Origin of the sequence: Halonotius aquaticus (assembly GCF_003605575.1) — an archaeon.
Classification (GTDB): Archaea; Halobacteriota; Halobacteria; order Halobacteriales; family Haloferacaceae; genus Halonotius; species Halonotius aquaticus.
On sequence record NZ_QKNY01000018.1, the window covers coordinates 183,481 to 209,730 of the forward strand.

Consider the following 26,250-nt stretch of genomic DNA (forward strand, 5'->3'; position numbering starts at 1 on the left):
CCACTACCACCGACCGGGAGCAACGCTTACCGCAGCATCGATTCCTCGCCGTCAAGTTCGGTCAGCGGGAGGGGCGTCGACTCTCCGCGCCAGTGATCGAGGCGGCTGTTGGCCCACGAGACGGCGTCGTCGCCGCTGTTGCGGATCAGCGCGCGGCCGCCACTGTCGTCGATCACCAGCAAGCCGGCCGTCGATCCCATGGGGCGGTCGACGACGACAAGGCCGTGGGACGGCGTTGTATCGAGCAAGCGAAGGTCGGCACCGGCCTCCTGGAGTGCAGCCAGGGAGTCGGGGTAGGTGTCGACGAGTGCCGACACGACCGAATCGGTGACGACGATCTCAACGGTCTCCGTGTTGTCGGTCGCCAACGTGCAGGCTTCGATCAGCTGTGGGAACACCGCCGGACAAAGAATGCGGATCGACTGGGCCTCACCCAGCAGCGCGCAAAGCGCGGAGATCGGCTGATGGGGCGTCGCCTGCGTGGCGGTGATGATCGTCGCATCATCAAGCATTGACCGATCGATCTGCTGGGTTGGCGGGAGTTCAGCAAAGACATCGCCCGCCGAGAGCAGTTCGGCCGTCTGAGCTTTGAATCGGTAATACTCCGAGAGTAACAGTTCGCCGAGGAGCGTCCGCCGGTAGCCCTCCGGCGATCGGGTCACGAGGCCAGCGGCTTCGAGATCACGGATGCTTCGATCGACAGTCGAGCGTGAGGGTGGTACCGCCTCGACGATATCGCGTTTCTCACAGCCGGCGACATCGACAGCGTACAACACCGACTCCCGCTGAATAAGCGTCGATAACACATCGGATGGGTCAGTGGCAACCATTGGTGAACGTGCGGGAACCCCGTATACCGGTATAAACAACCGTGATATATTTAAACGTTCGTCACGCGGCGACGCGTTCGTGCAGACGGTGATGTAAAGCTATACCCCACTAACACAGTAATTGCCGGAGTGCCTCTGACAACCCGGCGATCCTGTCGGTCGCCCTGCCCGGACGACCGCGTTATGCTTGTCGACCCTGCCCGGATCGACAGGCTGCACCGGCCGACTTGCCCGGGTCGGCTTGGTACTGTCACGCTGGCTGCCAGTTGGCGGCCGCACGACACTTTTCAACAACCCACCAGTAACATCGATGTCGCCTGTAGTTCTTTACGGCTGGCGGTTCACTGACGTGACATGAGTCAGACTGACGCTGACGCGACTGTGAGTATCGTTGGCGGCGGCCCCGCCGGTCTGAGTGCCGCACTGTTTACCCAGAAAAACGGCCTCCAGACCCGCGTTTTCGACACTGACGGAACGTGGATGCACAAAGCCCACCTCTTCAACTATCTCGGCGTTGGCTCCCAGGACGGCACGGCGTTCATGGAGACCGCCCGCCGACAGGTCGATAGCTTCGGCGTCGAGCGACACCAAGGCGAGGAGGTCACGGACGTGACCGCGACAGACGACGCTTTCAGCCTCGAAACCGCCGAGGGCAGCTACGACGCCGACTACGTCGTGTTGGCGACGGGTGCCAACCGCGATCTCGCCGAGTCACTGGGCTGTGCCTTCAACGGCGATGTCGTCGATGTCGGCGTCGACATGGAAACCAGCGTCAACGACGCCTACGCGACCGGCGCGATGGTACGCGCCGAAGAATGGCAAGCAGTCATCTCAGCCGGTGACGGCGCGGCCGCCGCGCTCAACATCCTCTCGAAGGAGAAAGGCGAACACTTCCACGACTTCGACGTGCCCGCTGACGCCGATGGCGTCTTCGGTGCGATGAGCGACGAGGCGTAGGTCGACAGCGAGGCTCGTCGCCACCGCGGCCGCCGAAGACCACAACGTTTGACACGGATGCCCCCGACAATGAGGGTATGCAATTCGATCGAACGAGCGGCGTTTTCCTACATCTCACCTCGCTGCCGGGGCCACACGGTATCGGCGATCTCGGCGCGGGCGCCCGGGAGTTCCTCTCGTTTTTGGAGACAGCCGAACAGACCTACTGGCAGTTCTGCCCGCTGGGGCCGACCTCGGCGGCCCATGGCAACTCGCCGTACCAGTCGTTTTCGGCCTTCGCGGGCAACCCGCTGCTGATCAGCCTTGATCGACTCGTCGACGACGGCTGGCTGACCGACGACGATCTCGAACCTGTCCCCGATTTCGACCCCCACGCCGTCGAGTACGAGCGCGTCGCCGAGTACAAACGCGACAAGCTCAGAGCCGCCCACGAGCGGTTCGACGAGACGGCAACCAAGGACGACCGTGCGGCCCTCGCCGAGTTCCGCGACTCCGAGCCGTGGGTCGAGGACTACGCGCTGTTCCGCGCGCTCAAACAGAAATACGACGGCGTCGCGTGGATCGATTGGCCCGAGCCGATCCGCACCCGCGAAGATGACGCGCTCGACGAGGCGCGCGAAGAACTCAGCGGGGAAATCGAGTACCGCGTGCTCGTCCAGTACTGGTTCGACAAACAGTGGCAGGCGTTCAAAGAAGACGCCGAGGACACCGATATCAAACTTGTCGGCGACGTGCCGATCTACGTTGGCCTCGACAGCGCGGACGTGTGGGCCAGCCCCGAGGCGTTCCAACTTGACGACCAGAATCGGCCAACAGCGGTCGCCGGCGTCCCGCCGAACAGCGGCGACGATGGGCAAAAGTGGGGCAACCCGCTGTACGACTGGGGGACGCTCGCCGACAACGACTACGACTGGTGGGCCCGCCGGCTTGATCGGCTCTTTGGACAGGTCGATGTGACGCGACTCGATCACTTCCAAGGCTTTCTGGAATACTGGGCGATCCCAACCCATGCTGACTCCGCAGCGGAGGGCGAGTGGCGCGACGGCCCCGCCTACGACTTCTTCGAGACAATTCGGGATCGGCTTGGCGAACTCCCGTTTATCGCTGAGGATCTCGGGTTCCCGGACGCCGAACTCAACGCCTTAATGGACGAGTTCGGCTTCCCCGGCATGCGCGTCCCGCAGTACGCCGACTGGTGTCAGGACGGCAACACCCACCAGCCGATGAACTACCCAAAAAATGCCGTGGGCTACACGTCGACCCACGACACCAACACGTTCCAGGGCTACTACAACGATCTCGGTGACCGCCAGCGCGAGTGTCTCCACTACAACCTCGGTGTCGACGGCGGCGACATCCATTGGTCGATGATCGAGGCCGTCTGGCGATCCGATGCGGTCTTGGCGTTCACGACGATGCAGGATCTGCTTGCCCTCGACAGCCACGCCCGGTTCAACACGCCCGGCACCGCCGAGGGCAACTGGACGTGGCGGGTTACCAGCGATGGGCTTGACGAGGACATCGCAAACAAGCTCGGCACGATGACGATGATCGAGCTTCGATAACGACGCTCGGCCGCGGAACCGAAACCCCGAAACCCGCTGTTTGCGACCTATTGTGTAATGGAGACAGGCGTCATTCCGGTCGACGACCTCGACGGCCCCTTCGATCTGCAGTCGACGGTCGAAAGCGGCCAGAGCTATCTGTGGAGTCGGCTCGACGGGAAGATGTACACCACCGACGACGCCCACGGTGGGCAGGCGTGGTACGAAACAGTCGTCCCGCCGCTCGACGGCGTCAGCGACGAGCAGGCTGTCGTCCGTGTCCGGCAGGTCGACGACCGAATCGAGTGGGAGTCGACGACCGACGCCGTCCCGATCCTCACCCACCTCCTGCGGCTCGACGACGATCTCACCGAAATCACCGCTGACGCGCCCGACGAGCCACTGTTCGACCGCGCCTTCGAGCAGTACCGCGGGATGCGACTCGTCCGCGATCCGCCGTTTGCCTGCCTCGTTTCATTCATCTGTTCGGCCCAGATGCGGGTGAGCCGAATACACGGGATGCAACAACGACTCGCCGCCGAGTACGGCGAAAGCGTCGAGTTCGACGGCCGCACCTATCAGGCGTTTCCGACGCCCGAGGCGTTGGCCGCCCGCACCGAAGCGGAGTTGCGCGATCTCAGCCTCGGCTACCGCGCGCCGTACGTCCAACGGACGGCTGAGATGGTCGCCGGCGGCGAGGCCGACCCGGCTGATGCCGTTGGTCGGGAGTACGAGGCTGCCCGCGAGTATCTCACCCAGTTCGTCGGCGTCGGCGACAAGGTCGCCGACTGCGTGCTGTTGTTCTCGCTTGGCTACCTCGAAGCGATCCCGTTGGATACGTGGATTCGGACTGCTATCGAGGAGTACTACCCCGACTGTGAGCAGGGCACCTACGCCGAAACGTCGCGGGCGATCCGCGAGCGGTTCGGCGGCGAGTACGCCGGCTACGTCCAGACCTACGTGTTCCATTACCTCCGAAATGGCGGCGAGTAAGTCGAGAGCGACGGCTTCGGGGGAGCTGTCGTTGCAGCCGAACTTTCATACTTGCCGCCGTGCTACAGACGCACATGGACTGCCGAGTCGTCGTCGACGCTGCGGTATCGGTGTACGACGTAGAAACAGTCGATGAGGCTGTCCGCATTGCGATCTCGAAGACCGGCGAGCTGCTGAACCCGGATCTCAACTACGTCGAGATCGATATGGGGTCGCCGACCGGCCCCGACGGCGATGAGCTGCCGCCGGCCTACATCGTCGCCGATGAGGCCCTCGTCGCCCTTGAGTTGACGATGGACGTATTCAACGTCGAACAGGAGGAACACGCAAAACGGGTCGCCCGCACGGAGATCGGCCAACGACTCAGCGAGATCCCGCTGGAAGTGAGTGCGATCGAAATACTCCCCGACGAAGCAGGCGACACAGACGAAGACGACAGCGAGGTCGATGACGAATCCGGTGACGGCGGAAACGAATAAGGCAGCAAAGCAGGCGTTGTTTTAGCCGTGGGGTGGCGTACACGGAGCTATGGCAACGAGGCGAGGATTCAGTGCTGGCGTTCTAACAGCCGGTGTTGTCGGGATCGCCGGCTGCTCCGGGTGGGCTGGAACAACAAAGACGAGAGCAAGCGGGGCTGATCAGACCCAGGAAATTGAGGTTGCCAATGGAAAAATGATCAGCGTCGAGGTCGAAAACGAAGAAGGAGCGGTGACCGTCGCACGAATCGTCGCCCCAAACGGTGAGACGGTGGTCGAATCCGATGTCACCGGCGTCGCCACCATCACCCATACAGCGACCGAAAACGGTGTGTACACCGTCGATATCAGGCCGGCACGACGGGGGTATTATCATATCGACATCGAGTAGACGGCTCCCCGAGCCCGCCGTGTGAGGAGATATTTACCTACCCCAGCGTAGTGTAGGATATGCAAACCCACATCGTCCCGGTCGGCTTCGATTACGACCGGCTCATCGCGCCGCTGATCCGCGATCAGTTCGACGTGGATCGAGCGATCCTCCTTGAGGGCGCGGTCGGCAGCGAGGCCAACGTCGAGTATTCTCGGAATCTGGCCTCTAAACTCGAAACCGACTTCCAGAGCCTGCTCGGCGCGGAAACCGACCGGATCCGCCTCGAAGACGTGTACGACTACGATGCCGCTTTCGAGGGCGCGTTCGAACTTATCAACGAGCAACTCGACGGCGGCGCGGAGGTCTGGGTCAACGTCTGCTCGATGCCGCGGCCCGTCAGCTTCGCCTTCGCAACCGCGGCCCACTCGGTGATGGTCGAACGCCAAGAGGATAGAGACCGAATTCACACCTACTACACCGCCCCTGAGAAGTATCTCGAAACCGAGTTGGCCGAGGAGCTCCGGGCCGAACGTGAACTCCTCGGTGACCTGCTTGAGGCCGAGGAGTTCGACCGCGAGCGAGTTGAGGAACGGCTGGAGAGCACCGCCAATCTCTTGGCGGAGTTCGACGAACGCGGCAGCACCATCGGCGCAAAGGAGATCAACGGCCAGCATATCGTCGAGCTCCCGGTGGCCTCCTTTTCCAGTGTCAAACCCTTCGAGGAGCTCATTCTCTTTACCCTTGGCGAGCACGGCGAGTTCGATTCGGTCAGCGAGCTTGCGGAGGCACTCGCCCGCGATCTCAACGAGGAGTACACCGACAGCTTCCGATCGAAGGTGATCTACAACGTCGACCGCCTCGGTCCCGGCGGCAAGGGCTACATTGAACAGGAGGAGATCGGCAAATCCTACCGGACGACGCTCTCGCGGATCGGCGAGCTATGGGTTCGCTCACACGCGGATACGACGCGTGAGTCGCCGAACCTGAACTAGAGGAAGCTGCCGACGAGTTGGTAGAGCAAGCCGAGCGCAAACACCGCGACCAGCAGGGCCGTCGTCACGACGACCGCCGGCGAGAGCTCCGTTTCCTCCGTGGTGATGTACGAATCTAGTTCCATACTCCAGAGTGGTCGCTCCGGGATGTAATGTTTTGCTACTTCAGGATAACAGTTGTCAGCCCGATGCACCCATCATATTCACTGTCTGCCGAACCCATCCCGTCGCACCGCTTGGATAGGAATCCGACCGCTCTTCGGGCTGAACAGTGCCCTCACCATCGACCGCCCGGACGACCACCTCGTGGCTGCCGTCGGGGTCGAACTCGTGTCGCCACTGCCGCCATACGTCGTCGCCGGGCAGCGGCTCAGAGAGCTCGGCGTCCTCCCACGTCGACCCGCCGTCGGTCGAAACCTCGACACGTTCGATGCCGCGGGTGCCGGCGTAGGCGTGACCCGCCAGTTCGATCGCGCCGCTGTCGAGCGTGGTGGTGCTCCACAGCTTGGCGACCGTGTTGACCGGGCCGGTGCCGTGCCAGCCGCGCTGTTCCCAGTAGCCGTCCATTGCCTCGTCGAGTAGTTCGATCTCGCTGAGCCACTTGACGTTCGTTTCCCCCCAGTGACCGGGCACGAGGACGCGCACCGGATGGCCATGGGATTGCGGAAGCGGCTGGCCGTTCATCTCCCAAGCGAGGAAGGCATCGTCAAGCGCGTCAACGGGGAACTGAACGAAGTAGTCGTCCTCCGCCCGCAGCATCGCACAGTCACACTCGCCCTCCGGATCGGCTTCGTCCAACAGCGACTTGATCGGCGTCCCAGTCCAGACGGCGGTATCCATCTTTTCGCCGTTGAGATCTTCGCCGACACAGCGCAGCGTCACGTAGCGATGTTCGGTCGGCATCGCGGTCAACTCGTCGTAGCTGACGGTCACGTCGTCGCCGACCTCGCCGGTGATCGTCATCGACCAGTCGTCAGCTGGGACTTCGGGATCGAACTCGGCGATGTCAACGTTGTAGAACTCGCCGATCTCGCTGACTAACCCCGGTACGTCGCCGTCGATATCAAGCGCTTGGGCGTCGGCCTGTTGCAGCCGGTCGGCGACCGCCTCGCTGACCGGCTCGGTGGTACCATCGCCGCCGCCAGCATTGGCGAGGCGGCCGACACCGGCGGCAACGCCGATAAACGCGGCTGCACTGGCGAGGACGCGCCGCCGGGCAGGGTTGTGCTCGATTGCGTCGCCTGCTTGCACGCCAAGTGCGGTGAACACCAACACCGGCGCGGCCGCACCGACCGCCAGCGAGGGGTCGGCCGTGATCGCCGCGGTGACACCCCACGCAAGCCCGCCGGCAAGGACGATCCCGAGTGTCGACTGCGTGAGTCGGTCGGCGACACGGACGCCGAGTAGGGCAATCGCCCCAAGCAGGCCGACGGCGAGCCCCACTGAGAGAGCGATATGCAGCAGGTGACCCTCATCGCCGATGGTCTCGATGACGAACGCGACGAGTCGGCCGGGAGTGAGCCGAACGACCAGCGCGTCGATCGGCGCAACGATGAACTGGCGGGTGTAGCCAGCGACCGCATACGAGCCGGCGACGCCGGTGATGCCGGCAAGCAGCGCGACGAGCAGTTCGGTGCTGTGATCAGACACCTGTGCTCGGAATTGAGTAGAACGATCCATAGGTTAGCTCCCAACATCGGTGGTGTCGCCGCGCAGACGCACCAGTGGTGAGTGTGGCTGCAACATCAGGTGTCAACTCAGGTATCGTCGCTCATCGTTTCGTTGTCCATCGTCTCGTTATCCATCGAGCCGTCATCCATTGAGTCGTTCATTGTCTCGTTGTCCATCGATCCATCATCCATGGAGCCGTCCATTGTCTCATTGTCCATTGAGCCATCATCCATGGAGCCGTCCATTGAGTCATCATCCATGGAGCCATCCATTGTCTCATTGTCCATTGAGCCATCGTCAATCGATTCGTCTGACTCCTCATCAGGTGTGCTGTCGGTGCCTGCACAGCCGGCAAGCGCGACCACCGTTGCCGTGCCGGTCGCCTGCAGCAATCGTCGTCGTGTGCGTGCCATACCGTCACCACAGCCAGCCTCTCAAAGGGTATTTTGCAAGGTTCGACCAAACACTGTTCACACTCAGTTCAAATTTCGGTCGGCATCGAGGGCGCGAAGTTTGAACGGAGTTTGATCGCTTCTTGAAGAAGCTATTTAGCTACTTACTGTGACGAGACAGCTATCGTGCCGCCTGCGGGTGATCGAGTGCGATCTACAAACCAACGACAGAGTACCAGTCATGGAGAGCCCATCGTTCCATGTGGAAAGCGATTTGCCACTGCCGCATGGAGTACGCCTAACTAATGGAGAAATCCCTGTGGTACCTCTTTGCCGGGAGCCGTGGCGGTGTCAACAGGGTTCGCATCGTGCGGGAGCTCAGCGATCGCCCACAGAACGCAAACGAGCTGGCTGAAACACTGGATGTCGACTACAACACGATCACCCACCACATAGAGATGTTACACGAACACGATGTCGTCGAGCCGAGCGAGCATGACTACGGAAAGCTGTACTTCCTCACCGATCGGTTTGAGCAGTACAGCGAGACGTTTGAACAGATCGCCGCGGAGGTCGAATAGCGATGATCGCAAACATCGCAACCCCAGCCGCGATGGGCGTCGCCGGCATCAACAGCGTGCTGCTGCTGATTCTCGTTTCGGTCTGGGTGCGAAACTATCGGCAGTTCGGCTCGCCGATGATCCTCGGCCTGCTCGGGTTTAGCAGCGTTTTGCTCATCGAGAATCTGATCGCGCTTGCGTTCTTCTTCAGCAGTATGCAGGCGCTGTACAGCATGGATCCGCTGGCCGGGCAGGTCGTCTTGGGGATGCGACTGCTGGAGCTGATCGCCATCGGGTTCCTCAGCTACGCAACGCTGCAGTGACGGCTCCATCGTGTTGAACGGAAAGAGAGTGGGACTGCCGAGAGTCGAACTCAGGTCCTACGGACCCCATCCGCAGAGGATACCACTACCCCACAGTCCCGCACCCGAGGAAATGCGAGGCGGTCGTTTAACACCTTTGTTTCGCTCGTCGCCGCCGGCTGTGTCGGGTGGTTTCAGTGCTGCTTCTCGATGTCGCCGGACAGATACTCGCTGCTGCGAGCAATGATCCGCCGGGTGAACTCATTGGTCACTTGTCCCTGTGGATTTGCGACCGCGTCGTGTTTGATCGTTGCGAGCACCCATGGAGAACAGTATGAAAGCTTGTCAGGATTGAAGCCAGCAACCCAATCGCTCTCGGTGACCGCGATGTTTGCGGGAAGATCACTCAGTGTGAGCCCTGCACAGATATACTCCTCCCCTCGGTACGGAACCGCATCCGCGCTGAGAACGAGCCATGGCCGCGGATTCGAGCCGGTGCGATACGGATCAGGAGCCCACACCACGTCGCCAGCGAGAAACCGGTCACTCGTCATCGCGGAGCGTGCGCGGATCGACGGCGTGGGGTTCCCACTCGCTCAGCTGTGGCGGGTGATCCGCCTCCTCCCGCTCGGTAAGCGTTGCCGCTGCGTGTTCACCGGCGGCGTCGACGCTCTGTTCGTGGTCGCTGATGCGCCAGTAGGGTTCCCGGTGATCGACCTGCCCACGCTCGCGGAGTCGCACGAGCGTCGGGCCAACCGATCCGGATTTCACGCCGGTGTTGGCGGCGATCTCGCTTTGGGTGTACGCTGTCTCCGGGTGCTCTCGAAGAAAGGAGAGAATCCGATCCGCGTTGGTGCCGGCCGCGGGCTCGCCGGCGTCCACCGAGAGCTCCTCAAACTCGTCGCTGGTGATCGGCATACAGATGGGTTGTACTGGCGTGTATTGAATGTATTGCGCGATTGTGGATCGAGGTTACACCAACACGGCTTCGAGATCAACCACAACACCGCTGTCGGCGTCGGGGTCGCCGACGAGCCGCCCGAGACAGACCGCACTCCCGTTGGGCGTGTAGCAGGCCACAAGCGCGTCGTCATCGACCGCGCTGTCTGGCCCCTCGATCACACCCGGCGCGTACACCGGCGCGCCGGTGGCGACCTGTTCGGCCGCCGAGGGCGCGATGACGACACTCGGCAGATGCTCCAGTGCGCGCTCGGCCGGTTGGACAATCTCCCGCAGCCATTCGGTGTCGCCCTCGCGGGCGACCGCCAGCGCGTCGGTGAACTCATGCAGATCGACCAAGGAGGTGTCGTCGAAGGGGTCAGTCGCGGTGCGGCGAAGATGGCCCATGTGTGCGCCCGTCCCGAGTGCCAGCCCCAGATCGTGACACAGCTTGCGAACGTAGGTGCCGCTTTCACACGCGATCCGGAGCAACGCCTGGCGGTCGGTGTGATCCAACAGCTCCAGCGCGTAGATTTCTCGGACGCGAAGTTGGCGACGCACCGCGCTTTTCCGTGGCGGCTTCTGGTAGAGCGGTGCCTCAAACCGCGACAACACCGACTCGAAATCCGCCGGCTGTGGGCCGTGTAGTTCCAAGACCGTAACGTACTCCTTGCGCCCTTCGAGAAAGGCCTGCGCCATCCGGGTGGCGTCACCGAGCAGCATCGGCAGACAGCCCGTCACCTTCGGATCCAGCGTCCCCGCATGCGCCGCGCGGTCAACCGTGGGTGACTCCGTGTTCGGTGTCGACTCCTCGTCGTCAGCAGCCGAGGCAACGAGGTCGTCAACGGCGTCGCCGGCCAGATCCCGCACCCAGCCGGCGACCTGGTGGGCTGAGGGGCCGGCGGGCTTATCTAGGTTGACGACGCCGAACGCTAGCAACTCGGCGGGCGTGCGATCGTCGGGCGCGGCGCGAAGTGGATCACTCATTGGAGCTGGGCTCAGAAGTCGTAGACAACGCCCTCGACAGGGGCTTTCCCCTCATCGATGTCGGGATCGTAGGCCTCGACGGCGGTGGTAAGCATCCGCTGGACAGCCTCAGGGCCCCAGCGGGCGGTGTTGTAGGTGATGTCATAGATCGAGAGATCCGCGATGTCAATATTGTAATACTCCTGATACCGCTTGCGCTCGCTTTGTTCGCGGCGTTCGGTCTCCTCGCGGGCGACGGCGACCGATTTGTCCTCGCGGTCGGCGATGCGGTCGGCGCGGACGGCCAGCGGCGCGTCAAGCCAGATCTTCACGTCCGCGTGGTCGCCGGCGAGCCAACCAGCAAGCCGGGACTCCAGTACAACGTCGTCGTCTTCGACGGCGATCTCCCGCAGTCGGGCGTCGAGATCGCGGTCGATCTGATCGTCCTCCTCGGCTAACTCGTTGAACTCGACGGGCGAAAGGCCGCGTTCAGCGGCCAACTCACGGAAGATATCGCCGCCGCTGACGTGATCGAGATCAAAGGCCGCCGCGAGCGCGGCAGCGTTCGTGGATTTCCCGCTGCCGGGGGGGCCAGAGACGGTGAGTAACATATCCGTCCTGCGGCCGTCCACCTAAAAGAGATTACCCTTCAGCGCGCCCGTGGTGCGCGGTCGCACACGGACGCCAGCGGCACCGAAAGAGCCGGCTCAGTTCGAGGACGGCGTCATGCTGATGTTGAGTCCCTTCTGGATGATCTGGTTGAACGCCATCGAACACAGGAAATACCAGACGATCCAGATCTGCATCGGGCCGACGATCCCGGTCGTCCAGGAGACCTCACCCGCAAACGGGATGACGATGTTCTGGAAGGCGTAGTGTTCGACCCCACCGCGGAAGCCGAGCGCCCAATACATCCAGAGGAACGCCGGGATGGTGAGGAACATGATCCAGACCATCGGGCGGAACTGCTCTTTGAACATGCCGAGTTGGTCGCCCATCGCCTCCATCTGCTCCTGTTGAATCTCTTCGAGGGCCTCCTCGTCGCCGCGCTCCTTGGCATCCTCGCGTTTCTGCTTGATCTCGTCCATGCGGGCCTTGTACTCGCCCATCTTTTCGGTGTCCATCAGCGCGACCCGCAGCAGCGTCGAGTACAGCCCGGTCGCCAACGCGATGATCATCACAACGACGTAGAACGGCACAATGTTCGTCAGCGGGCCGAGAACGACATCGATCGCCCCGGCGACGACATTGCGGGCTGGAGCCCACGCGTAGCCGGCAAAGAGGCCGACAGTCAGCCCGGCGGCGCCCTTGTCCCACTTTGTCCAGGAGGACGATTCGATCTCGTCGGTTGCACTCTCCTCTGTGAGCCCCGCACGGACGGCATCGGGGGATTCGATCTGAAACCCGCTGTCGCCGTCGACGAGGATCCCTTTCTCGATCAGTCGGCCCCACTGGCCGCTGGTGATCTCATCGCGGACATCGACCCACTGCACCTCGTTGTCGGTGGCACTGTCGAGTACCGTCTCGATGGCCGCCTTCATCTCGGCGTCGGCGGTGACCAACGAGCGAACTTTGCGTTCGATTCGACTCATTGTGCCCTCGTTGGCAACGCGTGAATAAGAAGGTTGTACTCTGCCGGTGCCGCGCAGCGATCAGTCGTCGAGACCGACAGCGTCGACGATGCGATCAAAGACGCCGTCTGGATCGGCTTCGCCGTCAACCTCGATCAGGTCGCCGGTCTCTCGGTAGTGCTCGACGACAGGCTCGGTATTTTCGCGATAGACCTCCAGTCGTTCGGCGGCGACCTCTTCGGTGTCGTCGTCGCGCTGTTCGAGTCGCTCGACGATCTCGTCGTCGTCGGGCATGTTGAACTCGGTGTGGTACACGTCGCCCGTTTCGGGGTCGACACGGCGACCCGTCAGCCGGCGCAGGAGTTCGTCTTCGCCAACGTCGAGGAAGACAACAGCGTCAAGCTCGGTGATCGAGTCAAGATACTCGACCTGCGAGAGGTTTCGTGGGTAGCCATCGAGGATGAAGCCGTCGGCCTCGTCGATGGCGGTCTCGACGATCTCGTTGACCAGGCCGTCGGGGACGAGTTCACCGGCATCCATATACTCCCGTGGGGTGCCGTACTCGGTTTCCATGTCCTTGTTCGCCCGAAGCGCGTCGCCAGTTGTGATGTGTTCGAGATCGAATTCGTCGGCGAGCCGCGAGCTTTGGGTTCCTTTACCAGCACCAGGCGGGCCAAGCAACAGCAGTCGATTGCTCATACTGGTTCCACTCCGGGCTACCTTATAGGTTTGAACAATTCCCGCGCCAGCGATCAGTGGGCGGCTGCTACCCCTGTAGCTGCGTCGTCGTTTCGACCAGCGGGTGGCGATCCTGCTCGATGATAGTGATGTCGCCGATCGACGACAACCCCTGCTCGGCGGCGGTTTTGGCCATGCCCAACGCCAGTGGCTCAGCGGGAACGATCACGTAAGCGTCCATCTCATCGATCCCGAGGCGGTCGGCCGCGAGCACGCGGTGGTGACCGTCAGCGAGATACAGCTCACCGTCGCCGCCGGCATCGATCACAACCAACGGCTCGGCGAGGCCGCGTTCGAGTTCGTACCGCCGCCCGTCGAGTTCATCGGCGTACACCTCCGCCTGTGTTGGCACAAGCTCGGCGAGTGGCACCTGTCGGCGTTCCTGGGTAAGCTCGACACCGTGGAGATCGGTGAGCGTGCGGCTCAGCTTGGCGACCTTCTCCGGGGTCGCCCGCTCGATCTGACTGCGGATCACGTCCGTATTCGAGAGGATACCGACGAGTTCGCCGTCATCGACGACCGGCAGCTTCTGAATGTCGGAGCGGACGATCACCCGGGCGGCGTCGGTGATCGTCATCTCGGGATCGGCGACGATCGTCTCCTCGCTCATCACCGCCGCAACCGTTGTCTCGGGGTCGGCAGCAAGCAGATCCCGCCCGGTGACAAATCCCTCAACATGGCCGTCACGGGTGACCGGAAACCCGTTGTGGCCGTCCTCGCCGTCGATCTGCTCGCGGACAGCCCCGACGGTATCGGTTGGGTCGACCGTTGTGACCGACCGCGTCATATAGGCTGCTACCTGTGGCTCGCTGTCCATCAGCGGCTCTACAGGAAGCCACCTGAAAAAACCACGGTCGTTACTCCGGCGGGAACCGCACCAACGGATGGCCGTACTTGCCTGGTTCAGGTGCGGTATCGAGGGCTTCGAAGAACCGCCCGGCGATCGTGTCGTGGACGACAACCGATAGCGTCTCCCAGTCTTCGACAGCATCGAGGACACCGATCGGTACCTGCGCGCCGGCCATCGTCGCGTGGCCGCCCGCGCTGCCGACCTGATCGAAGGCCTCACGCAACGTTTCGCCGAGATCGACCGCCGAACCGCGGGTGCGGCCAGAAACATAGATGGTCTCCTCGTCGTAGCCGAAGACGATGACCGTCTCGACGCCGTCCATATCCAGCAGCTTGTCGGCAGCCTGCGGGAGTGCGTCCCGCTCGGCAAGCCGGCCGACACAGCTTGCCAGCGCGGAGCCACGAACCTCCCGGCCGTCGATGGCGGCCGCCAGCGTGTCGGCGACGCTGTGGCTCATCGTCGGCGATTCGATCTTTGTGAGCGCGCGTTCATCGGCGTACGCCGAGAGGAAGGCGGCAGCCTCGAAATCAGCGGGGGCGACCCCGCGGGTGAAGCCGTCGGTGTCGGTCTGAACCCCATACAGCAGCGCGGTCGCCAACGATTCGTCGGGCGTCAGGCCAAGCTGTTGGAAATACTTGACCATGATCGTACTCGTCGACCCCAGTGCCGGGCGGATATCCAGATAGCCGCCGCGCTCGTCGATCGGTTCGCGTTGGGGATGGTGGTCGACAACGAGGCGAACGATCGTCTCCGGCGGCAGCCCGTCGTTGACGCCGGGACGGGCGTGGTCGACCAGCGCGATCGCCCCAAAGTCATCGACCGCGAATGACTCCGGGGTCGTCGCCGTCAACGACAGCGACAGCAGGTTCACCAGCGCACGGTTCTCTTGGTGGGTGATCTCCCCAAAGTAGTAGGCCTCGCTGTCGACGCCGACATGGTCGGCGATCTCGGTGAGGGCGATCGCGCTGGCGATGGCGTCAGGATCAGGATTGTCGTGGGCGACAACCGCTAACGGCTCCGACAGCGGCCGGATCGCCGCCAACAGCCGTGCCATCCGGTCGCCGCGGTCGTCGCCGGCGATCGACTGGAGTTCGGTGGCTACCACGTCAGCTGGCTCGACAAGGTCGTCGGCAACGCGGTGGAAGGCTGCGCGTTGGGTCTCGTCGATCGTATCGGTACAGACCGCGATCAGCGTCGCGTCGGGAAAGGCCACCCGTGCGCACTCGGCGATCGCACAGCCGCGAGCGTCGTCGGTAGCAGCGACAACGACCACGTCGGCATCGTCGGGGTACTGTGTTGGATCGGTCGGATCACCCTCGGTCGCCCGAATCCCGGCCTCCCGGAGCGTGGTCGACCAGCCGCGGTCGTCGGTGACGACATACAGCGTCCCGGGCTCGTCGGCGACGCTGGTCGCGACGGCGTTGCCGACGGCGTGGTCACCGAGGACGAGCCGACGCATCATAGACGTAGGTTGGTGAGAGTTCGGGAAGACCCTGCCGTGTCGACGACAGGTGGGTGATCAGGCGAACAGCGCGGCCGCGGCGGCCTCGGCGGTCTCGATGACCGGCCCGAAGCCCGGCAGGAGCAACACGGTCACAACGCCGGCGACGATGACCGCGGCGTAGAGGCCGGTCGGTGCGTCGCCGATGGCGTCGAGATCAGTCGTCGCATCCTCAAGCCACAGCGCCTTGACGACCCGGCTGTAGTAGAACAGCGACAGCGCGCTGGTGACCGCACCAACCGCCGCGAGCCACCAGAAACCGGCGTTGATCGCCCCAAGGAAGAGGACGTACTTCGAGAGGAAGCCGCCGAACAGCGGGAGGCCGGCAAGGCTGAACATGAACACCGCCATGGCGAGACTCGCCATCGGCGCGCGCTCGGCGAGGCCAGCGTAATCCTCGAAGGTACGGCCGACGCCCCAGCGTTCGACCATCGCAATGAACAGGAACGCACCGGTGTTCATGAAGCCGTAGACGAACAGGTGGGCCATCGCCGCCCCCATCACCGTCGCGTTGGTGGCACTCGCGCCGGCGGTGATCGCCGCCAGCCCGATCAGCGCGTAGCCCGCATGTCCGATCGAGGAGTACGCAAGCATGCGTTTGACCTCGGTTTGGGTCGCCGCCGCGAAGTTGCCAAGCACCATCGTGACGACCGCAAGAATCCCGAACAGCAGCCCCCAGTCGATGCCGATGTCGAGGGCAGGCTGGAAGGCGGTCGCAAAGACGCGGAAGCCGACCGCGAAGCCGGCAGCCTTCGAGGCCGACGAGAGGAACGCCGAAACCGGCGCAGGCGCGCCCTCGTAGGCCTCCGGTGCCCAGAAGTGGAACGGCACCGACGCCGTCTTGAAGGCGACGCCGCCGGCGACCATCACGATCCCGACCCCGAGCACGCCGTTGAGATCGCCGACCGAGCCGATCTGGGCGGCGATATCGGGCAGCAGCAGTGAGCCCGTCGCCGCGTACACGAGACTGATCCCGAAGGCCAAGACAGCCGAGGAGACCGCACCGATAAGGAAGTATTTCAGGCCGGCCTCGACGCTGCCGCGATTGTCTTTGAGATACGCGACAAGCGCGTAGGATGGCAGCGACGCCATCTCAAGGCTGACGAAGACGGTCGCCAGCGAGTTCGAAACCGCCATCAGCCCCATCGCCGTCGTCGCCAACAGCAACAGCGAGTAGAACGACGCCGGGTTGGCGTCAGTCTCAAAGTAGTCGTAGCTGGCGGCGATGACGAGCGTGGCGACACTGGTGAAGATGGCCGTGAAGAACAGCCCGAGGCCATCGACGATGATCGCCCCACTGAAGAGGCTGATCGCGCCGCCGTGGGTCGGCTGGCCGGTGCCAGCGAGCAGATACCAGATGGCGACGCCCAGCGCCGACAGCGTGCCGGCGATCGAGGTCAGCGCCAACAGCTTGTTGTCACGGCCGTCGGGCCGGAGGCTGTTGATACCGAAGACGACGAGGCCGGTCAGCGCCAGTAGGACGACCGGCAGCAGCGCGCGCACGCTGAACACCCAGTCGGTCGCGGTACCTTGGAGAAGGAGGCTCATGGCGCCCCACCTCCCAACAACTCAAGCAGCGGAACGGTTGCATCGCGGATCATATCGAAGAACAACGAGGGGACAACGCCAAGCACGATGATCGCCGCCAGCAGCGCGACCAGCGGGGCGACATCGTGGATCGGCGCGCGGTCGAGGTCGTAGTCGGTTTCGAGGTTGAACGGGCCGAACAGGGTTCCCTGCATCGCACGCAGGAGGTAGCCCGCAACGATGACGATGCCGAACATCGCCACGGCGGTAAAGACCGGCGCGTACGGCAACACCGTCGAGCCAAAGGAGCCGACGAAGATGAAGAACTCCCCGGCAAAGCCGGCCATCAGCGGCAGTCCCATGTAGGCGAACGCGCCGGCGACGAGGATCCAGACGGCGATCGGCATCCGATCGGCCAGCCCGGACATGTCGCCGACGAGGCGGGTGTGAGTCGCGTTGTAGATGACGCCGACGGCCATGAACATCAGCCCCGAGATCAGGCCGTGGGCGATCATCTGGAACGTCGCACCACCAAGCCCAAACTCGGTGAATGCGACCAGCCCGAGGAGGACGTAGCCCATCGACGACACGGAGGAGTAGGCAACGATCCGTTTGAGATCCTCCTGGGCAAGGGCTAACATTGCGCCGTAGATCACGGAGACGACGGCGATGATGGCGATCGGCACCGCGAAGTACTCTGCCTGTGCGGGCAACATCGTGTAGTTGAACCGCAGCAGGGCGTACGTCCCCATCTTCAGCAGGACGCCTGCCAGCATCACCGACACCGGCGTCGGGGCTTCAACGTGGGCGTCCGGCAGCCACGTATGGACGGGTACGACCGGTACCTTCACCGCAAACCCGATGAACATGGCCGCGAAGGCGACCAAGGCCAGCGTCTCGCTTGGCAGCCAGAAGAAGTTGCCAAGCTCGCCCGCGGCCAGCGATTGGGTGATCTCCGGCAGCCCGAAGCTGTTGACCGGCAGGCCGATCACCAACATCATGAAGCCGATGAACATCACCAGCGAGGCGATGTTGGTGTAGACGAAGAACTTGATGGCGGCGTACTTCCGGCGTGGGCCGCCCCAGATCCCGATCAGGAAGTACATCGGGACGAGAACCGCCTCCCAGAAGACGAACCAGAGGAAGAAATCTAGGGCGGTGAAGACGCCGATGAGGTTCGCCTCCATCAGCAACATGAGGCCGTAGAACTGGCTCTTGCGGTCGTCGATCGGTGTCCACGCGCTGACGATCGCCAGCGACGTGAGGAACGTCGTCAGGATCACCAGCGGCAGGCTGATGCCGTCGAGGCCGACGTACCACTGCAGTTGGTAGCCGGCGACCTCCAGCCACGGGACAACGGTGTTAAACGCGATCTCGCCGCCGGTGAGCGCGTTGCCGCCGGTCTCGAAGGCCGACCACAGATAGAGGCTGCCGGCGATCGGCAGCAGGCTGAGGCCGAAGGCGAGTTTGGGTGCGTACTCGTCGGGGGCCGCAAAGACGAGCAGGGCCGCTGCGAACGTGACCGCCAGTAGTGCTTCGAGTATCATTAGAACCACCCTCCGATGAGGCCGAAGACAACAAGCAGTGTCGTCAGCCCCAAGGTCAACAGCAGGGCGTAGTTGCTGACGACGCCGCTTTGAATCCGTCTGATCCGCTCGCTGCTCAGCAGGCTCACCGAGGAGACACCGTTGACGACGCCGTCGATGACACCCTGATCGAAGGTGTCGGCACTCCCGGCGACCGCGCGGGTGTTGTCGGCGACCCAGACCTGGAACTCATCCTGGTAGTAGTTGTTGTACAACAAGGCTTTGAGCCCGCCGAGTTTGTCGGTGTGCTCGGCGGGATCAGCCACGTTGTACAGCGCCCACGCAAGCGCGAGGCCACCGAGGGCGAGCCCAAGCGAGACAGCCGCACCGGCGAGCACGGTCGACACCTCGCCGCCGAAGAGGTACTGGCTACTGTAGGGGTTGAGCTCGGCGTAGTGGTGTGAGGAGAGTCCCTCGATGCCGCCCCAGTGGTTGTCGAGCCAAAGGTGCAGGTAGTCGATGCCCTCGATGCCGAGGACTTTCTGTACCGGCACCATGTTGATGCCGCCGGTGACGACGGCCAGCACGCCGAGGACAGACAGCGGCCCTTTGACGTTCCACCGAACCGGATGAGGGTCGCGGGCGAGGCTGCTCCGGGGCTCGCCGTGGAAGGTGAGGAACACCATCCGGAAGGTGTAGAAGGCGGTGACGGGCACCGCGAGCAGCCCCATCACGTAGGCACCGAGGATGAGCGGCTCGTCGAGGCCGTGGATCAGCGCCTCATACAGGATCTCGTCTTTCGACCAGAAGCCAGCAAATGGGAAGATGCCCGCGAGTGCGAGCGAGCCCGCAAGGAACGTCCAGTAGGTGACGGGCATCTTGTCCTTGAGGCCGCCCATATCCCACATATCCTCGTTATGGTGCATGGCGATGATGACCGAGCCAGCACCGAGGAACAGGAGGGCCTTGAAGAACGCGTGCGTGGTCAGGTGGAAGACAGCCGCAACGTAGCCACCCGAGCCGAGTGCAAGCATCATGTAGCCATACTGTGAGATCGTCGAGTACGCCAACACCTGTTTGAGCTCGCGTTTGACGACACCCATCGTCGCCGCAAACAGCGCGGTGAAACCACCAACGAAGGCGATGATCGCCATCGTCGTCGGCGAGAGCACGTAGAAGCCGTACATCCGGGCAACGAGATAGACACCGGCAGCGACCATCGTTGCGGCGTGAATAAGTGCCGAAACCGGCGTCGGGCCTTCCATCGCGTCCGGCAGCCACGTATGCAGCGGGAACTGCGCGGATTTTCCGATGACGCCGCCAAGAATCAGGAGGCCAACGATCGTGAACCACGTCGACACCTCAAGGCCGCCGGGTGTCCACACGGTCGCCTCGCCGTTGAGCGCGGCCTCGGCGAGGGCAGGGAACGATTCCGTGCCGGCGAACGCCGCGGTTCCAAAGGTCGTGAAGACGGCGACGACGCCGACGAGGAAGAAGTAGTCACCGAACCGGGTGACGAGGAACGCCTTCTTCGCCGCCGACGGCGGGCCGGGCTCCCGGAAGTGGAAGCCGATCAGGAGGTACGAACACAATCCCACCAGCTCGAAGAACATGAACGCCATGAGCAGGTTGTCGGCGATGACGAACCCCAGCATGCTGGCGGTGAAGAGGCCGAGGCCAGCGTAGTACCGCGGCAGGTCACGCTCGTCCTCGTCGTTCATATAGCCGAGACTGAAGATGTGGACGAGCATGGCGACCAAGGAGACGATCACAAGCATGAGCGCCGACAGCGGATCGATCAGCGCGCCGAAGGTCAGCCCCCACGGCTGGCTGCCGACACCGGTCGCCCATGTGTAGTAGGTTTCCTGGAAGGCCGCGCCGTTGCGCACGGAGACAAGCACCCACAGCGACAGTGCCAGCGACCCCGCGGTCGCGGCGATGCCACCGTAGGCCCCCCGTTTCGGGAGGTTGTCACGGCCGAACAGTGCGACGATAAACGAGACGAACGGCAACAGGACGATTGCCGGAACGTATGCGGATGCTGATACCATTGGTTACCACCTCATCGAGTCGGCGTTCAGCACGTCAATCTCACCGAAGTTGCGGTACAGTACGAGGACGATCCCGATCCCAACGGCGACCTCGGCGGCGGCCAGCGCGATCACGAACAGCGCGAACGTCTGGCCGGTGAGGTTGCCCCACTGGAAGGAAAACGCGACGAGGTTGATGACCGCCGCGTTCAACATCAGCTCGGCGGACATCAGGAAGTACAGCGCGTTCCGCCGGGTAAGGATGCCGAACAGGCCGATACAGAAGATCGCCGCCGACAACACCAGATAGTATTCGGGTGGCACCATCTATCGGTCACCTCCCTCATCGGTGGGCTCACGCTCGGCCACGTCGCCGGCGACGATATCGCGGCCGCCGTCGGTGAGTGCCGAGACGATCGAGCCCTCATCCTCGCGTTTGGCGAGGTAGATCGCGGCATCGAGGGCGACATCGAGTGCCAGCGCGATGATCAGGAACGCGGCGAGAAAGCCTTCCGCAGGGATCTCGCCGATCCCGATATCAAACAGCGCGTAGCCGATGTTGTGGACAAGCGAGGCGTCAGCCGGGAAGCCAGTTGGCTCGGGGAAGCTGCCAGCGGCCCCAAGTGCCATCGTTGCCAGAACGGCAAACAACGCGGTCACAGCCAACGCCGCAGATGCCCTATCTGAGCCGTCGGTATCGGTCATACGTTGGTCACCTCCAGGTCGGTCTCGCGTCGCGTCAGCATCACGGCAAACGTGATCAAGATGAGAACCCCGCCGACGTAGACGAGGATCTGCATCGCTGCAATGAACTCCGCTTGCAGCAGGACGTAATGCACCGCGACGCTCAGCAAGGAGGCGCCCAACAGCAGCGACGCGTGAAACACGTCGTCGACGAGGACGACACCCAAGCTGAAGCCCACCGTCAGGAGGGCGAACAGCGCGAACGCGATGGTCTCATAAACCATTACCTGTATGTCCCGATGGAATCCCTTTGAAGATTTCGAGACTGATCCGCAAAACAGCCGTTTGTACAGACGGCCTCACGGCTCTGCGGGGGCAACACGACGCGGTGAGACAGCGCGGTCAGCGTGGAGCGGCTGGGGCGATTACTGGTAGTCGACTTCGCCGTCGCCCTCGCCGATCCAGGCGTCCCGATCCGGATTCCGTGAGTTCAGCGGGTCGATCCCCTTGTACCACGGCACGTTTTTGAGCTGTTCTTTGTTGTAGGCGAACTCATCCTTCGTATCCGCCGTGAACTCGAAGTTCTGGGTCAGCAGAATGGCGTCGACGGGACAGACCTCCTCACAGAGCCGGCAGTAGATACACTGCCCGATGTGGAGGTTGTACTGTTCTCCATTTCGTTGGTCGTCCATCACGATCTGGATCGTGTCGTTCGGACAGACGTTTTCGCACTGTCGACACCAGATACAGCGTTCCTGACTGAACTTGTGGACACCGCGGAACCGCGGGCTGACCTCAGGTGCTGTTTCGGGGTATTCGACCGTGAAGGTCTTCCCGTCCAATGCGTGTTTCATCGTCGTCGCCATCCCTTTGAGAAGTCCGATCATGCTATCACTCCCACGATAATGGCCGTGAGCACCAGGTTAGCGAAGGAGAGCACGAGCATCCCCTTCCAACCGATCTCGATCAGCTGGTCGATACGAACGCGTGGCAGTGCCGACCGCGCCCACTGGGTGAACAGGAAGAACGCCCAGATCTTGATCACAAACCAGACGAACCCTGGCAGCACCGGACCGGCTGGGCCACCGAGGAAGATCGTCGCCATGATCGCCCCACCGAGGAAGACGTGAAGGAATTCCCCGAGGTAGAACAGGACGAAGTACACCGACGAATACTCGGTCTGGTAGCCGGCAACGATCTCGGTCGGTGCCTCCGGAATGTCGAACGGATTGCGGCCGATCTCCGCCATGTTTGCTACGAGGAACAACACGAATGCGAAGGGGTTGACGAAAGCGAACCACGCCGGGATCGACACACCGGCGATCGAGACTAGCGTCGTGCTCTGTTCGGCGACGATCGTGCTCAGCTGCAGCGAGCCGGTGAAGACGACGACCGACATCGCCGTCACGATCAGCGGGATCTCGTAGGCGATGTTTTGGGCGACCGCCCGCAGCCCACCCATCAGCGAGTACTTGTTGTTCGAGGCGTAGCCGCCCATCACCAGCGAGATCGAGGCGATCGAGGCGAACGCGAAGACGAGGGCAAGCCCCGCCTCAGGGTCGGCAAGCTGGATGTTGAACGGGCCGAGACTCCCCATCGGAATGACGGCGAACCCAAGCATCGCCGACGCCGGCAGGATCAGCGGCGCGAGATCATAGGAGGGGCGATCGGCACCATCCGGGATGATCAGCTCCTTTGAGAGCAGCCGCACCGAGTCGGCGATGATGATGAACAGCCCAAACGGACCGATCCGGTTGACGGCGATCCGGTCGGTGAAGGCGGCCGTGATCTTCCGTTTCGCCCACGGGCCGGCGACACCGGTGAACGCCAACATGACGTTGCCGACGACGAACGCGCCGATGAGCGCGCCGACAGCCGCGCCGAGGGCGCCCTCAAGGCCGAGCAGGTCGGCGATCTGTTCCGGCAGCAAGACCTCGCCTTGGAGAACGCCAGCCATCAGCGATCCACCTCGCCGAGCACGATGTCAAGACTGCCGAGCGATGCGATCGCATCCGGGACGTACTCACCGTTGGACATCTCCGGCAGCGTCTGGAGATTCGAGAAACACGGACTCCGGATCTTAAATCGACCGGGCTTCTCGGTGCCGTCCGATCGGATGTAGATCCCGAGTTCGCCTTTCGCGCCCTCGACGGCTTTGTAGATCTCCGTGTCGTCGTCGGGTTTGATCGTCCGCGGGACGTTCGACTGAATGTTACGCTCGTCTTCCGGCCAGTCTTCAAGCAGGTCGATACACTGCTCGACGATCTTGGCTGATTCTTCGACCTCGCGCATCCGGACGAGCAGGCGGCTGAAGTTGTCACAGCCGTCCTCGGTGACGACATCCCAATCGAGGTTTTCGTAGTAGCCGTAGGGGTCGTCACGCCGCACGTCGTAATCGATGCCCGAACCGCGGGCGACCGGGCCGGTCGCACCGTAGCTTTTGGCGACTTCCGGCGGGAGGACACCGGTGTCGACCGTCCGCACCTGCAGGATCTCGTTGGAGGTCATCATGTCGTGGTACTCCTCCAGTGCGGTCGGCAGATCGTCGAGGAAGTCCCGGGTCATCTCGAAGAACTCCTCGCGGGGCTCCGGCAGATCCCAGACGACGCCGCCGAGCCGGAAGTAGTTGAACATGAGCCGCTGGCCGGTCAGCTCCTCGAGGATGTTCTGTACCTTCTCGCGATCCCGGATCGAGTACATGAACAGCGCGGTGAAGTCGCCGTAGATGTCGAGGGCGAACGTGCCCAGCGCGAGGAAGTGCGCCGCCATCCGGCAGAGTTCCGCGCCCATGGTTCGGATGATCTGGGCGTATTCGGGCACCTCGATGTCGGCGAGTTCCTCGGCCGTCCGCGCGTAGGCCCACTCGTTGAGCAGCCCCGCCGAGATGTAGTCCCAGCGGTCGGGGTACGGCATGATCTGGTAGCGGTAGGTGCTGTTCTGACACATCTGCTCCTCACACCGATGGAGGTAGCCGATGTCGGGTTCGAGATCGACGACCTGCTCGCCGTCGAGGACGGTCTTGATGTGGAGGACGCCGTGGGTCGCCGGGTGGTGCGGGCCGATGTTGAGGTACATCGTCTCGCTGTCGTTGTCGGCCTTTTGATCCTCCAACAGCGGGTTCTGGTGTTCCCGTAGCGGGACGACCTGCGGCTGATCTTGATCGTAGGATTGCCCCAGCGGATGGCCCTGCCACGTTTCGGGGAGGAGAATCCGGCGGAGATCAGGGTGGTCGTCGTACTCGATGCCGATGAGGTCGTAGGCCTCTCGCTCGTGCCAGTCAGCCGTCCGGAAGACCTCGTTGGCCGATTGACTGACCGGGTTTTCCTTGTCGGCAGGGACGACGATGCTGACCTCTTGAGTGCGGTCGTCGTAGCTCGTCAGATGGTAGATCGACTCGTAGCGATCCTCGTATTCCTCGGCGGTGACACAGGAAAGGTGATCGAAGCCGGCCTGATCGCGGAGGCGACGCAGGGCGTCAACGACTGTGTCGGGTTTGATCACGAAGCCCGGCGCGTTCAGGTGTTCCTCACGGCCGATGACGAGGTCGCCGAGGAGATCAGCGATTTCCTCAGGGGTCTGTACCGCGTCGGTGTCGGCAGGGAGTTCCACGCTCATGGTGAATCAGCCCAGTTGTACCGCATGACCAGATCCTCGACATCGATTTCCTGTGCGAGCTGGTCGACGATCTCATCGCGTTCGAGGTCACCGAACTCCTCAAGCTCGTAAGGTTTGACCGTCACCGGCGAGGACTCACCGTTGGCGATCCGCTCTTGGAGTTTGGCGACGCCGTAGATGAGCGCCTCCGGCCGCGGCGGACAGCCCGGGACGTGGATGTCAACCGGGATGACCTCCTCGGCACCCTTGACGACGTTGTACCCCTCCTGGAAGGGGCCGCCGGAGATGGTACAGGAGCCCATGCCAATGACGAACTTCGGCTCGGGCATCTGGTCGTAGACGCGTTTCATCCGCGGGGCGAACTTCGAGACGATTGTCCCGGGGATGATGATCACGTCGGCCTGCCGGGGCGACGCGCGGGGGACGCCGGCCCCGAAGCGGTCGAGGTCGTGTTTGACCGCGTAGGTGTGCATCATCTCGATGCTACAGCAGGCGATCCCGAACTGCAGCATGAACATCGAGGAGCCCCGCACCCAGTTCATGAACTTATCGAACTTGGTGAGGATGAACGGCGAGGAGCCAAACGCCTCCCGCAGTCGGGAATTAAACCGGTTGTCTTGTCCCGAGAGCCGTGCCTCGCGGGTCTCTGTGCCTACCTTCGAACTGTCGGTAACGAACGGTTGTTGATTGTCGCTGCTCATGTGTTCTGTCGCTCCGTTTTCTGCGTGGCCGCGCGAATACTCCGCGTCCACTGTACCGCACCGACGCGCCACGCCCAGACGAGACCAACGACGAGAATCCCGATGAAGGCCAAAAGCGGGAGCAGCGCCTGTGATAGGGGGACACCCGCCTCCAACGCGGAGCGGTACATGACCGCCCACGGGAAGACCATCACCGTCTCGATATCGAAGACGACGAACAGCAGCGCGACCATGTAGTACTGGATGTTGAGCTGGACGCGCCCCGAGCCGGTCGGGATCTCACCGCTCTCGTAGGTCGTTTTCTTACCACTTTCTGGGACGGCTGGACGCAACAACGCCGACACCACGATCATCGCAAGCGGGATCGCAATGCCGACCAACGCCAGTGCCCCGATAGCTAGCCATGACATTCGATATACTCCGTAACACACGAGCGTTTGCGCCCGGCCCTCATAAGCATTGATTTTCTACCGGCTAGGTGGGCATTCGTGGGCTGACGCAGCGACCGGCGA

The 26,250-nt window shown here is 62.8% G+C and carries 31 protein-coding genes and 1 tRNA gene; 8 read left to right on the forward strand and 24 right to left on the reverse strand.

Annotation, left to right across the window (positions count from 1 at the left end; all coding sequences use genetic code 11):
* Nucleotides 1-26: 26 nt before the first annotated feature.
* Entirely contained in the window at nucleotides 27-830 is an 804-nt protein-coding gene (locus DM826_RS10470; RefSeq protein WP_120103375.1) for a helix-turn-helix transcriptional regulator, read from the reverse strand.
* Between the two features lie 354 nt (nucleotides 831-1,184).
* On the opposite strand from DM826_RS10470, the gene DM826_RS10475 reads away from it, so the two are divergent.
* The 6 genes from DM826_RS10475 (at nucleotide 1,185) to DM826_RS10500 (ending at nucleotide 6,165) form a co-directional block, all read left to right on the forward strand.
* A complete protein-coding gene (locus DM826_RS10475; protein ID WP_120103376.1) occupies nucleotides 1,185-1,787 on the forward strand; it encodes an FAD-dependent oxidoreductase in 603 nt (200 codons plus the stop codon).
* Between the two features lie 77 nt (nucleotides 1,788-1,864).
* On the forward strand, nucleotides 1,865-3,352 hold the full coding sequence (malQ, locus tag DM826_RS10480) for a 4-alpha-glucanotransferase (protein WP_120103377.1): 1,488 nt from the start codon (nucleotides 1,865-1,867) through the stop codon (nucleotides 3,350-3,352).
* Nucleotides 3,353-3,409: 57 nt separating this feature from the next.
* Nucleotides 3,410-4,324, forward strand: coding sequence for a DNA-3-methyladenine glycosylase family protein (locus tag DM826_RS10485; protein WP_120103378.1), 915 nt, complete (start codon nucleotides 3,410-3,412; stop codon nucleotides 4,322-4,324).
* 74 nt (nucleotides 4,325-4,398) lie between these two features.
* Nucleotides 4,399-4,803, forward strand: coding sequence for a DUF555 domain-containing protein (locus tag DM826_RS10490; RefSeq protein ID WP_120103379.1), 405 nt, complete (start codon nucleotides 4,399-4,401; stop codon nucleotides 4,801-4,803).
* A 49-nt stretch (nucleotides 4,804-4,852) separates the two neighbouring features.
* Complete coding sequence (locus DM826_RS12875; protein ID WP_133304673.1) at nucleotides 4,853-5,191, forward strand: hypothetical protein; 339 nt, start codon at nucleotides 4,853-4,855, stop codon at nucleotides 5,189-5,191.
* A 59-nt stretch (nucleotides 5,192-5,250) separates the two neighbouring features.
* Nucleotides 5,251-6,165 (forward strand): HFX_2341 family transcriptional regulator, encoded by a 915-nt coding sequence (locus DM826_RS10500; RefSeq protein ID WP_120103381.1) that lies wholly within the window; start codon nucleotides 5,251-5,253, stop codon nucleotides 6,163-6,165.
* Here the strand turns inward: DM826_RS10500 and DM826_RS13305 are convergent.
* From DM826_RS13305 to DM826_RS10510, 3 genes are all read right to left on the reverse strand, one after another.
* On the reverse strand, nucleotides 6,162-6,290 hold the full coding sequence (locus DM826_RS13305; protein ID WP_267899979.1) for a hypothetical protein: 129 nt from the start codon (nucleotides 6,288-6,290) through the stop codon (nucleotides 6,162-6,164). The genes DM826_RS10500 and DM826_RS13305 overlap by 4 nt on opposite strands.
* A 55-nt stretch (nucleotides 6,291-6,345) precedes the next feature.
* The gene (locus DM826_RS10505; RefSeq protein WP_120103382.1) at nucleotides 6,346-7,845 is read right to left on the reverse strand and encodes a molybdopterin-dependent oxidoreductase; all 1,500 of its coding nucleotides are present in this window, start codon (nucleotides 7,843-7,845) and stop codon (nucleotides 6,346-6,348) included.
* Between the two features lie 77 nt (nucleotides 7,846-7,922).
* Entirely contained in the window at nucleotides 7,923-8,249 is a 327-nt protein-coding gene (locus tag DM826_RS10510) for a hypothetical protein (protein WP_120103383.1), read from the reverse strand.
* A 284-nt stretch (nucleotides 8,250-8,533) separates the two neighbouring features.
* On the opposite strand from DM826_RS10510, the gene DM826_RS10515 reads away from it, so the two are divergent.
* Nucleotides 8,534-8,809, forward strand: a complete 276-nt coding sequence (locus DM826_RS10515) for a winged helix-turn-helix domain-containing protein (protein WP_120103384.1) — start codon at nucleotides 8,534-8,536, stop codon at nucleotides 8,807-8,809.
* A 2-nt stretch (nucleotides 8,810-8,811) separates the two neighbouring features.
* A complete protein-coding gene (locus DM826_RS10520; RefSeq protein ID WP_120103385.1) occupies nucleotides 8,812-9,111 on the forward strand; it encodes a hypothetical protein in 300 nt (99 codons plus the stop codon).
* A gap of 29 nt (nucleotides 9,112-9,140) precedes the next feature.
* On the opposite strand, the gene DM826_RS10525 is transcribed toward DM826_RS10520, so the two are convergent.
* From DM826_RS10525 to DM826_RS10620, 20 genes are all read right to left on the reverse strand, one after another.
* Nucleotides 9,141-9,211, reverse strand: a tRNA-Pro gene (locus DM826_RS10525).
* 73 nt (nucleotides 9,212-9,284) lie between these two features.
* Complete coding sequence (locus DM826_RS10530; RefSeq protein WP_120103386.1) at nucleotides 9,285-9,644, reverse strand: hypothetical protein; 360 nt, start codon at nucleotides 9,642-9,644, stop codon at nucleotides 9,285-9,287.
* On the reverse strand, nucleotides 9,634-10,008 hold the full coding sequence (locus DM826_RS10535) for a MarR family transcriptional regulator (RefSeq protein ID WP_120103387.1): 375 nt from the start codon (nucleotides 10,006-10,008) through the stop codon (nucleotides 9,634-9,636). The genes DM826_RS10530 and DM826_RS10535 overlap by 11 nt, the downstream gene beginning before the upstream one ends.
* A gap of 54 nt (nucleotides 10,009-10,062) precedes the next feature.
* Complete coding sequence (locus tag DM826_RS10540) at nucleotides 10,063-11,016, reverse strand: RNA-guided pseudouridylation complex pseudouridine synthase subunit Cbf5 (RefSeq protein WP_120103388.1); 954 nt, start codon at nucleotides 11,014-11,016, stop codon at nucleotides 10,063-10,065.
* Nucleotides 11,017-11,027: 11 nt separating this feature from the next.
* On the reverse strand, nucleotides 11,028-11,606 hold the full coding sequence (gene cmk / locus DM826_RS10545) for a (d)CMP kinase (RefSeq protein ID WP_120103389.1): 579 nt from the start codon (nucleotides 11,604-11,606) through the stop codon (nucleotides 11,028-11,030).
* 96 nt (nucleotides 11,607-11,702) lie between these two features.
* Nucleotides 11,703-12,587, reverse strand: a complete 885-nt coding sequence (locus tag DM826_RS10550; RefSeq protein ID WP_120103390.1) for a DUF106 domain-containing protein — start codon at nucleotides 12,585-12,587, stop codon at nucleotides 11,703-11,705.
* Between the two features lie 60 nt (nucleotides 12,588-12,647).
* The gene (locus DM826_RS10555) at nucleotides 12,648-13,265 is read right to left on the reverse strand and encodes an adenylate kinase (RefSeq protein ID WP_120103391.1); all 618 of its coding nucleotides are present in this window, start codon (nucleotides 13,263-13,265) and stop codon (nucleotides 12,648-12,650) included.
* A 67-nt stretch (nucleotides 13,266-13,332) separates the two neighbouring features.
* Entirely contained in the window at nucleotides 13,333-14,121 is a 789-nt protein-coding gene (locus DM826_RS10560; protein WP_120103392.1) for a CBS domain-containing protein, read from the reverse strand.
* A gap of 40 nt (nucleotides 14,122-14,161) precedes the next feature.
* Nucleotides 14,162-15,616 (reverse strand): DHH family phosphoesterase, encoded by a 1,455-nt coding sequence (locus DM826_RS10565; protein ID WP_120103393.1) that lies wholly within the window; start codon nucleotides 15,614-15,616, stop codon nucleotides 14,162-14,164.
* A 57-nt stretch (nucleotides 15,617-15,673) separates the two neighbouring features.
* Nucleotides 15,674-17,203, reverse strand: coding sequence for an NADH-quinone oxidoreductase subunit N (locus DM826_RS10570; protein WP_120103394.1), 1,530 nt, complete (start codon nucleotides 17,201-17,203; stop codon nucleotides 15,674-15,676).
* Nucleotides 17,200-18,729 (reverse strand): complex I subunit 4 family protein, encoded by a 1,530-nt coding sequence (locus DM826_RS10575; protein WP_120103395.1) that lies wholly within the window; start codon nucleotides 18,727-18,729, stop codon nucleotides 17,200-17,202. Before DM826_RS10575 ends, DM826_RS10570 begins: the two co-directional genes overlap by 4 nt.
* Nucleotides 18,729-20,759: an NADH-quinone oxidoreductase subunit L gene (nuoL, locus tag DM826_RS10580; RefSeq protein WP_120103396.1), complete on the reverse strand. Its 2,031-nt coding sequence runs from the start codon at nucleotides 20,757-20,759 to the stop codon at nucleotides 18,729-18,731. Before nuoL ends, DM826_RS10575 begins: the two co-directional genes overlap by 1 nt.
* Nucleotides 20,760-20,762: 3 nt before the next feature.
* Entirely contained in the window at nucleotides 20,763-21,065 is a 303-nt protein-coding gene (gene nuoK / locus DM826_RS10585) for an NADH-quinone oxidoreductase subunit NuoK (RefSeq protein WP_120103397.1), read from the reverse strand.
* Nucleotides 21,066-21,443, reverse strand: a complete 378-nt coding sequence (locus tag DM826_RS10590) for a hypothetical protein (RefSeq protein ID WP_120103398.1) — start codon at nucleotides 21,441-21,443, stop codon at nucleotides 21,066-21,068.
* The gene (locus tag DM826_RS10595) at nucleotides 21,440-21,706 is read right to left on the reverse strand and encodes an NADH-quinone oxidoreductase subunit J (protein WP_120103399.1); all 267 of its coding nucleotides are present in this window, start codon (nucleotides 21,704-21,706) and stop codon (nucleotides 21,440-21,442) included. The genes DM826_RS10590 and DM826_RS10595 overlap by 4 nt, the downstream gene beginning before the upstream one ends.
* 141 nt (nucleotides 21,707-21,847) lie before the next feature.
* Entirely contained in the window at nucleotides 21,848-22,309 is a 462-nt protein-coding gene (locus tag DM826_RS10600; RefSeq protein ID WP_120103400.1) for a NuoI/complex I 23 kDa subunit family protein, read from the reverse strand.
* The gene (locus DM826_RS10605; RefSeq protein ID WP_120103401.1) at nucleotides 22,306-23,379 is read right to left on the reverse strand and encodes a complex I subunit 1/NuoH family protein; all 1,074 of its coding nucleotides are present in this window, start codon (nucleotides 23,377-23,379) and stop codon (nucleotides 22,306-22,308) included. Before DM826_RS10605 ends, DM826_RS10600 begins: the two co-directional genes overlap by 4 nt.
* Nucleotides 23,379-25,037 (reverse strand): NADH-quinone oxidoreductase subunit D, encoded by a 1,659-nt coding sequence (locus DM826_RS10610; RefSeq protein WP_120103402.1) that lies wholly within the window; start codon nucleotides 25,035-25,037, stop codon nucleotides 23,379-23,381. Before DM826_RS10610 ends, DM826_RS10605 begins: the two co-directional genes overlap by 1 nt.
* The gene (locus DM826_RS10615; protein ID WP_120103403.1) at nucleotides 25,034-25,738 is read right to left on the reverse strand and encodes an NADH-quinone oxidoreductase subunit B; all 705 of its coding nucleotides are present in this window, start codon (nucleotides 25,736-25,738) and stop codon (nucleotides 25,034-25,036) included. The genes DM826_RS10610 and DM826_RS10615 overlap by 4 nt, the downstream gene beginning before the upstream one ends.
* Complete coding sequence (locus DM826_RS10620) at nucleotides 25,735-26,148, reverse strand: NADH-quinone oxidoreductase subunit A (RefSeq protein WP_120103404.1); 414 nt, start codon at nucleotides 26,146-26,148, stop codon at nucleotides 25,735-25,737. Before DM826_RS10620 ends, DM826_RS10615 begins: the two co-directional genes overlap by 4 nt.
* Between the last annotated feature and the right edge of the window lie 102 nt (nucleotides 26,149-26,250).

Coding starts and splice junctions, on each gene's coding strand:
- DM826_RS10470 (WP_120103375.1), bottom strand. CDS start 830: ATGGTTGCCACTGACCCATCCGATGTGTTATCGACGCTTATTCAGCGG.
- DM826_RS10475 (WP_120103376.1), top strand. CDS start 1,185: ATGAGTCAGACTGACGCTGACGCGACTGTGAGTATCGTTGGCGGCGGC.
- malQ (WP_120103377.1), top strand. CDS start 1,865: ATGCAATTCGATCGAACGAGCGGCGTTTTCCTACATCTCACCTCGCTG.
- DM826_RS10485 (WP_120103378.1), top strand. CDS start 3,410: ATGGAGACAGGCGTCATTCCGGTCGACGACCTCGACGGCCCCTTCGAT.
- DM826_RS10490 (WP_120103379.1), top strand. CDS start 4,399: ATGGACTGCCGAGTCGTCGTCGACGCTGCGGTATCGGTGTACGACGTA.
- DM826_RS12875 (WP_133304673.1), top strand. CDS start 4,853: ATGGCAACGAGGCGAGGATTCAGTGCTGGCGTTCTAACAGCCGGTGTT.
- DM826_RS10500 (WP_120103381.1), top strand. CDS start 5,251: ATGCAAACCCACATCGTCCCGGTCGGCTTCGATTACGACCGGCTCATC.
- DM826_RS13305 (WP_267899979.1), bottom strand. CDS start 6,290: ATGGAACTAGATTCGTACATCACCACGGAGGAAACGGAGCTCTCGCCG.
- DM826_RS10505 (WP_120103382.1), bottom strand. CDS start 7,845: ATGGATCGTTCTACTCAATTCCGAGCACAGGTGTCTGATCACAGCACC.
- DM826_RS10510 (WP_120103383.1), bottom strand. CDS start 8,249: ATGGCACGCACACGACGACGATTGCTGCAGGCGACCGGCACGGCAACG.
- DM826_RS10515 (WP_120103384.1), top strand. CDS start 8,534: ATGGAGAAATCCCTGTGGTACCTCTTTGCCGGGAGCCGTGGCGGTGTC.
- DM826_RS10520 (WP_120103385.1), top strand. CDS start 8,812: ATGATCGCAAACATCGCAACCCCAGCCGCGATGGGCGTCGCCGGCATC.
- DM826_RS10530 (WP_120103386.1), bottom strand. CDS start 9,644: ATGACGAGTGACCGGTTTCTCGCTGGCGACGTGGTGTGGGCTCCTGAT.
- DM826_RS10535 (WP_120103387.1), bottom strand. CDS start 10,008: ATGCCGATCACCAGCGACGAGTTTGAGGAGCTCTCGGTGGACGCCGGC.
- DM826_RS10540 (WP_120103388.1), bottom strand. CDS start 11,016: ATGAGTGATCCACTTCGCGCCGCGCCCGACGATCGCACGCCCGCCGAG.
- cmk (WP_120103389.1), bottom strand. CDS start 11,606: ATGTTACTCACCGTCTCTGGCCCCCCCGGCAGCGGGAAATCCACGAAC.
- DM826_RS10550 (WP_120103390.1), bottom strand. CDS start 12,587: ATGAGTCGAATCGAACGCAAAGTTCGCTCGTTGGTCACCGCCGACGCC.
- DM826_RS10555 (WP_120103391.1), bottom strand. CDS start 13,265: ATGAGCAATCGACTGCTGTTGCTTGGCCCGCCTGGTGCTGGTAAAGGA.
- DM826_RS10560 (WP_120103392.1), bottom strand. CDS start 14,121: ATGGACAGCGAGCCACAGGTAGCAGCCTATATGACGCGGTCGGTCACA.
- DM826_RS10565 (WP_120103393.1), bottom strand. CDS start 15,616: ATGATGCGTCGGCTCGTCCTCGGTGACCACGCCGTCGGCAACGCCGTC.
- DM826_RS10570 (WP_120103394.1), bottom strand. CDS start 17,203: ATGAGCCTCCTTCTCCAAGGTACCGCGACCGACTGGGTGTTCAGCGTG.
- DM826_RS10575 (WP_120103395.1), bottom strand. CDS start 18,729: ATGATACTCGAAGCACTACTGGCGGTCACGTTCGCAGCGGCCCTGCTC.
- nuoL (WP_120103396.1), bottom strand. CDS start 20,759: ATGGTATCAGCATCCGCATACGTTCCGGCAATCGTCCTGTTGCCGTTC.
- nuoK (WP_120103397.1), bottom strand. CDS start 21,065: ATGGTGCCACCCGAATACTATCTGGTGTTGTCGGCGGCGATCTTCTGT.
- DM826_RS10590 (WP_120103398.1), bottom strand. CDS start 21,443: ATGACCGATACCGACGGCTCAGATAGGGCATCTGCGGCGTTGGCTGTG.
- DM826_RS10595 (WP_120103399.1), bottom strand. CDS start 21,706: ATGGTTTATGAGACCATCGCGTTCGCGCTGTTCGCCCTCCTGACGGTG.
- DM826_RS10600 (WP_120103400.1), bottom strand. CDS start 22,309: ATGATCGGACTTCTCAAAGGGATGGCGACGACGATGAAACACGCATTG.
- DM826_RS10605 (WP_120103401.1), bottom strand. CDS start 23,379: ATGGCTGGCGTTCTCCAAGGCGAGGTCTTGCTGCCGGAACAGATCGCC.
- DM826_RS10610 (WP_120103402.1), bottom strand. CDS start 25,037: ATGAGCGTGGAACTCCCTGCCGACACCGACGCGGTACAGACCCCTGAG.
- DM826_RS10615 (WP_120103403.1), bottom strand. CDS start 25,738: ATGAGCAGCGACAATCAACAACCGTTCGTTACCGACAGTTCGAAGGTA.
- DM826_RS10620 (WP_120103404.1), bottom strand. CDS start 26,148: ATGTCATGGCTAGCTATCGGGGCACTGGCGTTGGTCGGCATTGCGATC.